Consider the following 8,446-nt stretch of genomic DNA (forward strand, 5'->3'; position numbering starts at 1 on the left):
CCATCGATCGGGAAAGTCCGCCGGTCGGGGCCATCGTGCGGCGGGCTCAGCGTTCCGGCCCGGGCGGCAGCCGTTCCTCGTCGGTGAGGGCCAGTTCCGCCCAGACGATCTTGCCTTCGGAGGTCCTGCGGACACCCCACCGCGTGCACAGCTCCGCGACGATCAGCATGCCCCGGCCGCCCTCGTCGGTGGGGTCGGGCCGGCGCGGCAGCGGCGGGCCCGGACCGGCGTCGAAGACCTCGCAGGCCAGCTTCATGTGCCGGATGAGCCGCAGCCGTACGGGTCCCGCCCCGTGCAGGACGGCGTTGGCCAGCAACTCCCCGACGATCTGCTCGGCGGCCGCCCGCAGGCGGTCCAGCCCCCAGGCGGACAGCTGCCGGGCCGCCTCGGCCCGCACCCGTCCGACCGCGGCCGGATCGGCGGGCATCTCCACGCGGAACACCCGCTCGGGGCTCAGCCGGCAGGTCTTGGCGAGCAGCAGGGCGACGTCGTCGTCCTGCCCGCTCTTGGGCAGCAGGTCGACCACCGCGGCGGACAGGTCCTCCAGCGACGTGCCCGGCGGCCGGCTGAGCGCGGTCCGCAGGCGCTCCAGGCCCTCGTCGATGTCACCGTCCCGGGTCTCCACGAGCCCGTCGGTGTACAGGGCGATCACGCTCCCCGCGGGCAGTTCCAGGTCGACCGACGGGAAGGACCGCAGTCCCACGCCCAGCGGCGCGCCCGCGGGGATCTCCGGGAAGCCCGCGGTGCCGTCCGGGGTGATGATCACCGGCGGCGGATGCCCGGCCCGGGCGATGGTCAGGCGCTCGTCGGTGGGGTCGTAGACCGCGTACAGGCAGGTGGCGCCGAGGATGCCGGCGGCGGGCGAGGGCTCGTCGGAGTCCTCGAAACCCAGCCGGACGACGAGGTCGTCCAGCGCGGACAGCAGCCGGTCGGGGGGCAGGTCCAGGCCGGCGAGGGTGCTCACCGCCGTGCGGATCCGCCCCATGGCCGCGGCGGCGTTGAGCCCGTGCCCCACCACGTCCCCGACGACCAGGGCCACCCGGGCGCCGGACAGCCGGATCACGTCGAACCAGTCGCCGCCCACGCCGTCCTGCGTGTCCGCCGGGAGGTAGCGCCAGATCGTCTCCAGGGAGAACCCGGCGCTCGGGTTGCGGGGGAGCAGGCTGCGCTGCAGCGTCAGGGCCATCGTGTGCTCGCGCGTGTAGCGGCGGGCGTTGTCCAGGCTGAGGGCGGCCCGGCTGACCAGCTCCTCCGCGAGCGTCCGGTCGTTCTCGTCGAACGGCGTGGGGTTCTCGCTGCGGACGAGCACGGCGACACCGAGGATCTCGTCCCGCGCGACGACCGGGAGGATCAGCAGGCTGTGCATCCCGAGGTCGAGGACCCGCTCCAGTCGCCGCGGGTCCTCCTCCAGCCACGTGCCGGGCTCGGTGTCCAGCTCCGCCTCCATGTACGTCCGGCCGGAGCTCAGCACCTCGATGAACGGCGAGTGCGGGGGGACGAAGACGGGGCTGCCGCGTGCGTAGAGCGACTCCCGGAAGTCGTGGTGGACCGAGGCGATCCCCGCCCGGTGGAAGACGGGGACGTTGCCGTCCTCCAGCGGGCCGAGCCGGGTGAGCGGGGCGTCACCGAGCCGCACCGATTCCGCGAGGTCGATCGTCGCGTAGTCGGCGAGCAGCGGCACCAGCAGGTCGGCGAGGTCCTGCGCGGTCTGCAGGACGTCCAGGTTGGTCCCGATGCTGGTCGCCGCGCGGCCGAGCACGGTCATGCGGTCCCTGGCCCGCCGGCTCTCGGTGACGTCCACGTTGACCGAGCAGACGCCGGCCCGGCCGTGGCGGACGTCCTCGATCCGGAAGACGGAGAGCGCGTACGCGCGGTGCCGCAGCCGGTCCAGCTGGCTCAGCTCCCGGTCGATCACCGGGACGCCGCTCTCCAGGACCTCGCGCAGCAGGGCCTCGACCTGCTCGGTGTTCGAGTAGAGCGGTGACTCGTCCAGGTGCCGGCCCAGGCGCTCCTCCCGGGAGAGGCCGAACGCCTCGGCCAGGGCGTCGTTCAGCCACGCGGTGCGCAGGTCGCTGTCCCAGATCGCCATCGGGAAGGGGCACAGCTCCGCGGCCGACTCCAGCACGGACGGAGGGACCCCGGCCGTCGAGACCAACCAGTCCGTCATGCCCGAGGCCCCCGGCAACCCGGTCACCCGCAGGTCCACGTCCAGCGGCCCGCCGTTGCGGTGCCGCAGCGCGACCGGGCCGGCCCACTCCCACGTGAACCCCCGCGGCCCGCCCTCCGGGCCGTCCAGCAGCATCGACGCCGGCCTGCCCAGGACGTCCGCCGCCGCGTAGCCCAGCAGCCTCTGCGCGACCTCGGTCCAGCGGACGAGGACCCCCTCCGCGTCGACCACCGCCAGAGCCGCGCCGACGCTGTCGAGCGCCGACGCCTGACCGGGCACGTTGCGATCGGGGGCGGACATACGTGACATTCCCTCGGGGTTCACGCTAGGTCCGTGGTCGTCCCCCTGCAAACGGTCACCGAGCAGGTCAGCGGCCCCGCGGCCGGGCGGGTCAGATCCAGGTGTCCAGCCACATCCGGTCGCGCCAGGCGTCCATGGGGATCGTCTGCCCGGTGTAGAGCGGGAAGAAGTAGATGAAGTTCCAGACGATCAGCAGCACCAGCGTGCCCGCGCCGACCGCGCCCCACATGCGGCGGCGTTCGCTCGCGCCGGGGGGTCCGAGGATCGCTCCGAGCATCATCGCGACCGCGAGGCAGAGGAAGGGCACGAAGACGACCGCGTAGAAGAGGAAGATCGTCCGGTCCTGGTAGAGGAACCACGGGAGGTACCCGGCCGCGATGCCGCAGGCGATCGCGCCGGCGCGCCAGTCGCGGCGGAAGATCCAGCGGTACAGGACGTACAGCAGGGCGAAGCACCCGGCCCACCACAGCAGCGGGGTGCCGATCGCGAGCACCTCGCGGGCGCAGCCGCCGGCCGCGGTGCAGCCGTCCTCGCCGAGCTTGGGGGACTCGTAGAAGTACGACACCGGGCGGCCCAGGACCAGCCAGCTCCACGGGTTGGACTGGTAGGTGTGCGGGGAGTGCAGGTTGACGTGGAAGTCGTACACCTGCGACTCGTAGTGCCACAGGCTGCGCAGCGCCGCCCAGGACCGGGAGGGGAAGCCGCCATCGCCCTTGGCCCAGTCACGGTCGTAGCCCTTGTCGGTGGTGAACCAGCCGAGCCAGGACAGCAGGTAGGTGACGACGGCGACGCCGACCATGGACAGGCCCGCCCACAGCCCGTCCAGCCAGAACGCCGTCAGCCGGGGGTAGCGGGCACCCGCCACGCGGCGGGCGCCGGCGTCCCACAGCACGGTGAGGACGCCGAACAGCGCCAGCACGTACAGGCCGTTCCACTTGGTGCCGATGGCCAGGCCCAGGCAGATCCCGGCCGCGATCCGCCACGGGCGGACGCCCAGCCACGTGAAGGAGGCGACGCGGTCGTCCGGGCGGCCCTCGGGGAGGGCGGCGGCGAGCCGGGCCCGTGCGCGGTCCCGGTCGATCAGCAGGCAGCCGAAGGCGGCCAGCACGAAGAACATGACGACGAGGTCGAGCAGGGCGACGCGGCTCATGACGAAGTGCAGGCCGTCGACCGCCATCAGGCCGCCCGCGAGGCAGCCCAGCGCGGTCGAGCGGAACAGCCGGCGGCCGATCCGGCAGAGCATCAGCACCGACAGCGTCCCGAGCACCGCCATCGCGAAGCGCCAGCCGAAGGGGTTCAGCCCGAAGATCCACTCACCGGAGGCGATCACCCACTTGCCGACCGGCGGGTGCACCACGTACGAGGGGGCGTCGGAGAGCGGGATGGAGGGCGGGGTGGCGAGGATCAGGTCGTTGGCCTTGTCCGGCCAGCTGCCCTCGTAGCCGTACTGCAGGAGCGACCAGGCGTCCTTCGCGTAGTACGTCTCGTCGAATATCACCGCGTGCGGGCTGCCCAGGTTCCAGAACCGCAGCAGGCCCGCGAAGAACGCCACGAGCAGCGGCCCGCCCCAGCCCGTCCAGCGGGCCAGCCGGCGCGCCGTCGCCGGGCCCACGCCGAGCGCCGCCCACGCCCGTGTCCCCGGCTCGGGGAACGGCGGGACCAGGCGCTCGCGCACGTCGGGGCGCGGGCGGTCCACGTAGCCGAAGCGGCGCAGCTGCCGCTGCCAGGGGCTCTGCTCCTCCGCGGCCTTGGGGGCGTCCTCGACCCGGTGCGCATGCGTCGCGGTGTCACTCGTCACCGGGCCATCGTAGGGAAGCCGCATGTGTATGTGCTGAGGACCGGGCCAACCGGGCGTACGCCGCCGTGCCGCGGCGGGCCCGGCCGGGTGTGCGGCGGATGGGAGACTGGGGCGGTGACTAGCTCCGCAGGACCGGCCGCAGGCGTACTCGTGCTCGCAGGGACCCCCATCGGTGACGTCGCCGACGCGCCGCCCCGGCTCTCCGCGGAGCTGGCCGGGGCCGACGTGATCGCCGCCGAGGACACCCGGCGGCTGCGCCGGCTCACCCAGTCCCTGGGCGTGACCACCACCGCGCGGGTCGTGTCCTACTTCGAGGGCAACGAGACGGCCCGCACCCCGGAGCTGGTCACGGCGCTGGAGGAGGGCGCCCGGGTGCTGCTCGTCACCGACGCCGGGATGCCCTCGGTCTCCGACCCCGGCTACCGGCTGGTCGCGGCGGCCGTCGAGCGCGACATCCGGGTGACGGCCGTCCCCGGACCGTCCGCCGTGCTGACCGCGCTCGCCCTCAGCGGGCTGCCCGTGGACCGCTTCTGCTTCGAGGGCTTCCCGCCCCGCAAGGCCGGCGAGCGGCGGGCCCGGCTGGGCGAGGCCGCGGGGGAGCGGCGCACCCTGGTGTACTTCGAGGCCCCGCACCGCCTCGCCGACACCCTCGCGGCGATGGCCGAGGCCTTCGGCGCCGGGCGCCGGGCCGCCGTCTGCCGGGAGCTGACCAAGACCTACGAGGAGGTCCGGCGCGGTCCCCTGGAGGAACTGGCGGCCTGGGCCGCCGAGGGGGTGCGCGGGGAGATCACGATCGTCGTCGAGGGCGCCCCGGAGACCGGGCCGCAGGAACTGGACGCCGCCGAGCTGGTGCGCCGGGTCCGGGTCCGTGAGGAGGCGGGGGAGCGGCGCAAGGAGGCGATCGCGGCCGTGGCGACGGAGGCGGGGCTGCCCAAGCGGGAGGTCTTCGACGCCGTGGTGTCCGCGAAGCACGCCGCGAACCAGCCCACAACCGGCTAAACGCGGCGCGGTGCAAAGTCCTATCGTAGGAGAGGGAAAAACCTGGGCCGCCTGCTCGGCCCCGTGTCACATACTCCCCAAAACTGGCTCAAGAAAGGGCACCCCCGCTATCGCCGGCGCCTTCCCGGGCGTTCGCTGATGGAGGGAAGTCCCGCTCCGGACGCCTCGTCCGGAGGGCAACAGGAGCTGCCATGAGCGAGACCATCGGAACCGATGGCACGGTTCGTGAGGCGTACGCCTTCGTCTGCATCAGCTGCGGACGGGGATGGGAGCAGGCGTACGAGATCGAGCACCACGTCGACGCACAGGGTCACGAGGTCGTCTGGTACATGGCGGACGGCAAGCGGGTACCGTCCCCGCTGACCCGGCCGACGTGCGTGGAGTGCGAGAGCCACAAGGTCCGCATCATGCGGGCCGGACAGGTCTCCGATGTCGCCGGGTCCTGGTCGGCCACCGCGGCCGCCGGCCCGCTGCCCGCGGCCTCCGACATGCGCCGGGTGCCGGCCTCGCCCGCCGTGGAGGACGCCGAGCGCCGCGCACGGCACTGGTCGCCCCGCAACCTGCTGCACCGCAGGAGGGACGCCCGGTAGCCGCCTCGGCCCCCCGCCTAGGATCTGGGGCATGCCCGAGCAGAACCAGAGCCAGAGCCGGCGCCCGAAGAAGGACGCGTCCGCCGCCCCTCCCCTCCCCGAACCACTCGCGGTCCCGGTGGCGGACTCGCACACCCACCTCGACATGCAGGAGGGCAGCGTCGAGGAGGCGCTGGCGAAGGCGGCGTCCGTCGGCGTGACGACCGTGGTCCAGGTCGGCTGCGACGTCGACGGCTCCCACTGGGCGGCGCGCACCGCCGGGGCGTACGACCAGGTGTGGGCGGCGGTCGCCCTGCACCCCAACGAGGCCCCCCGGATCGTCCACGGGGACCCCGACGGCTGGAGCCGGCAGGGGGCGCGGCAGGCGGGCGGGCTGTCCGCGCTGGACGCCGCCCTCGCGCAGATCGACGCCCTCGCCGCGCTGCCCCAGGTGCGCGGCGTCGGCGAGACCGGGCTGGACTACTTCCGCACCGGGCCCGACGGGGTCGAGGCCCAGCAGTACTCCTTCCGCCGCCACATCGACATCGCCAAGCGGCACGGCAAGGCCCTGGTCATCCACGACCGCGAGGCCCACGCCGACGTGCTGCGCATCCTCGACGAGGAGGGCGCGCCCGGCACCGTCGTCTTCCACTGCTACTCCGGCGACGCGGAGATGGCCAAGCTCTGCGCCGACAAGGGCTACTACATGTCCTTCGCCGGCAACGTCACCTACAAGTCCGCCCAGGACCTGCGCGACGCGGTCGCCGTCGCCCCCGCCGAGCTCCTCCTGGTCGAGACCGACGCGCCCTTCCTCACCCCCGTACCGCACCGCGGCCGCCCCAACGCCCCGTACCTGATCCCGGTCACGGTGCGGGCCATGGCCGCCGCCCGGGGCGCCGCGGAGGACGAGCTCGCCGCGGCCATCGGGGCCAACACGGCCCGGGCCTTCGGCTACTGACGCCGCGTCGCGCGGTTCGCGCGGTCGGCGTAACTCCGGATGTCCGATTCCGGACGCCCGGTGGCCGCGCCGGCGGCCGCCGGGGGCGGCGCAGGGCGCGCTGACCACGGTCACGAAGGGTGTCGCGGCCCCCTCGTCCGGCGACACGGCGTGACCGTTCGGCTTGGGAGAGTGACGAATCCTCCGCTATGGTCCCGGTTCGGTCCGATCGGACCGGGCCGGAGGTACGCCGTGAGCAACATGAGCAAGGCGGGCACGACGCAGGCCGGAACACGGTCCTACGCGGACGGCCCCTACCGCAGGACACCGGGCACGGCCCCCGTCGACGAGGACGTCGAGCCGCGCCCCGGACGTGCGGCCGCCCGGCGCAGGCGCGCCGCACGGCGCCCGGACGCGCTGAGCAGGCTGCTGCCCCAGGCCCTGGTCGTCGCCTGTCTGGCGGGCGGCAGCACCGCCTACCTCGCCGGCGGCAAGGCCGTGCAGCTCAGCGTGGACGGCCGGCCGCGCACCCTGCACACCTTCGCCGGGAGCGTGGAGGAACTGCTGCAGCGCCAGGGCATCGACGTCGGCGACCACGACATCGTCGCCCCCGACCCCGACGCGGCGCTGCAGGACGGCGACACCGTCGCCGTCCGCTACGGCCGCCCGATCGCGCTGACCCTCGACGGCCGGCCCCGGCGGATCTGGACCACGGCCGGCACCGTGGACGGCGCCCTGCGTCAGCTGGGCGTGCGCGCGGACGGCGCGTACCTGTCCGCCTCCCGCGGCGAGGCGATCGGGCGGCACGGGCTGGAGCTGGACGTCCGCACGGAACGCCAGGTGACCTTCCTCGTCGACGGCCACGAACGGCCGGTCCGCACCAACGCCGCCACCGTCGGCGAGGCGCTGCGTGACGCCGGCATCGCCTTGCACGGCCTCGACACCACCTCCGCCGACCCCGACAGCTTCCCGCGCGAGGGCCAGACGATCTCCGTCCGGCGCATCCGGGGCCACGACGAGGTCCACGAGGAGCCGGTGCCCTTCCCCGTCGAGCGGACGCAGGACCCCTCGCTGTTCGAGGGCACCACCGCCGTCGACACCCGGGGCAGGAACGGGCTGCGCCGCGTCACGTACGCGTACCGCACGGTCGACGGGGTCCGGCGCAAGCCGCGGCGCATCGCCGAGGAGGTGCTGCGCGAGCCCGTGCGGCAGGTCGTGCGCGTCGGCACCAAGCCGCTCCCCGACAGCGTCCAGGGCGCCGACCACCTCAACTGGAAGGCCCTCGGCCGGTGCGAGGCGGGCGGCCGCCCGAACGCGGTGGACGCCTCCGGCACCTACGGCGGCCTCTACCAGTTCGACCAGCGCACCTGGCGCAACCTGGGCGGCCACGGCCGCCCCCAGGACGCCTCCGCCAAGGAGCAGACGTACCGCGCCAAGCGCCTGTACATCCAGCGCGGTGCCAGCCCCTGGCCGGTGTGCGGCCGCAAGCTCTACTCCTAGGCCGTGTCGTCAGGTGTCCTCCCCCAACCTTCGGCCGGGGGTGCCCCCACCCCGCGCCGCTCCCCCCCAGCCGGCGCTGGGAGGTGCCCCAGGCACGGCACTCCCCCAGCCTTCGGCCCGGGGGAGTCGTCGAATCGTCCGAGTAGCCCACTACGAGGACGACTCTCCGCCTTGCG

The 8,446-nt window shown here is 74.1% G+C and carries 6 protein-coding genes; 4 read left to right on the forward strand and 2 right to left on the reverse strand.

Going from position 1 to position 8,446, the window contains the following annotated elements; all coding sequences use genetic code 11:
• Nucleotides 1-46: 46 nt before the first annotated feature.
• Both PV341_RS12620 and PV341_RS12625 read right to left on the reverse strand, forming a co-directional pair.
• On the reverse strand, nucleotides 47-2,467 hold the full coding sequence (locus PV341_RS12620; RefSeq protein ID WP_500357764.1) for a SpoIIE family protein phosphatase: 2,421 nt from the start codon (nucleotides 2,465-2,467) through the stop codon (nucleotides 47-49).
• A gap of 91 nt (nucleotides 2,468-2,558) precedes the next feature.
• Nucleotides 2,559-4,289: a dolichyl-phosphate-mannose--protein mannosyltransferase gene (locus PV341_RS12625; RefSeq protein ID WP_500328983.1), complete on the reverse strand. Its 1,731-nt coding sequence runs from the start codon at nucleotides 4,287-4,289 to the stop codon at nucleotides 2,559-2,561.
• Nucleotides 4,290-4,379: 90 nt separating this feature from the next.
• On the opposite strand from PV341_RS12625, the gene rsmI reads away from it, so the two are divergent.
• The 4 genes from rsmI (at nucleotide 4,380) to PV341_RS12645 (ending at nucleotide 8,270) form a co-directional block, all read left to right on the forward strand.
• The gene (gene rsmI, locus PV341_RS12630; protein ID WP_499512282.1) at nucleotides 4,380-5,264 is read left to right on the forward strand and encodes a 16S rRNA (cytidine(1402)-2'-O)-methyltransferase; all 885 of its coding nucleotides are present in this window, start codon (nucleotides 4,380-4,382) and stop codon (nucleotides 5,262-5,264) included.
• 191 nt (nucleotides 5,265-5,455) lie between these two features.
• A complete protein-coding gene (locus PV341_RS12635) occupies nucleotides 5,456-5,854 on the forward strand; it encodes a hypothetical protein (RefSeq protein ID WP_500328984.1) in 399 nt (132 codons plus the stop codon).
• 31 nt (nucleotides 5,855-5,885) lie between these two features.
• Nucleotides 5,886-6,791, forward strand: coding sequence for a TatD family hydrolase (locus tag PV341_RS12640; protein ID WP_500328985.1), 906 nt, complete (start codon nucleotides 5,886-5,888; stop codon nucleotides 6,789-6,791).
• Between the two features lie 231 nt (nucleotides 6,792-7,022).
• Nucleotides 7,023-8,270 carry a resuscitation-promoting factor gene (locus tag PV341_RS12645; RefSeq protein ID WP_500357766.1) on the forward strand — a complete coding sequence of 416 codons (1,248 nt, stop codon included), beginning with the start codon at nucleotides 7,023-7,025 and terminating at the stop codon, nucleotides 8,268-8,270.
• Nucleotides 8,271-8,446: the final 176 nt, after the last annotated feature.

This window comes from Streptomyces sp. PA03-1a (assembly GCF_033792805.1).
In the GTDB taxonomy this organism is placed as follows: domain Bacteria; phylum Actinomycetota; class Actinomycetes; order Streptomycetales; family Streptomycetaceae; genus Actinacidiphila.

Excerpts from the sequence above, each read along its gene's own strand:
- PV341_RS12620 (WP_500357764.1), bottom strand. The coding sequence starts at position 2,467 with ATGTCCGCCCCCGATCGCAACGTGCCCGGTCAGGCGTCGGCGCTCGAC.
- PV341_RS12640 (WP_500328985.1), top strand. The coding sequence starts at position 5,886 with ATGCCCGAGCAGAACCAGAGCCAGAGCCGGCGCCCGAAGAAGGACGCG.
- PV341_RS12635 (WP_500328984.1), top strand. The coding sequence starts at position 5,456 with ATGAGCGAGACCATCGGAACCGATGGCACGGTTCGTGAGGCGTACGCC.
- PV341_RS12625 (WP_500328983.1), bottom strand. The coding sequence starts at position 4,289 with ATGCGGCTTCCCTACGATGGCCCGGTGACGAGTGACACCGCGACGCAT.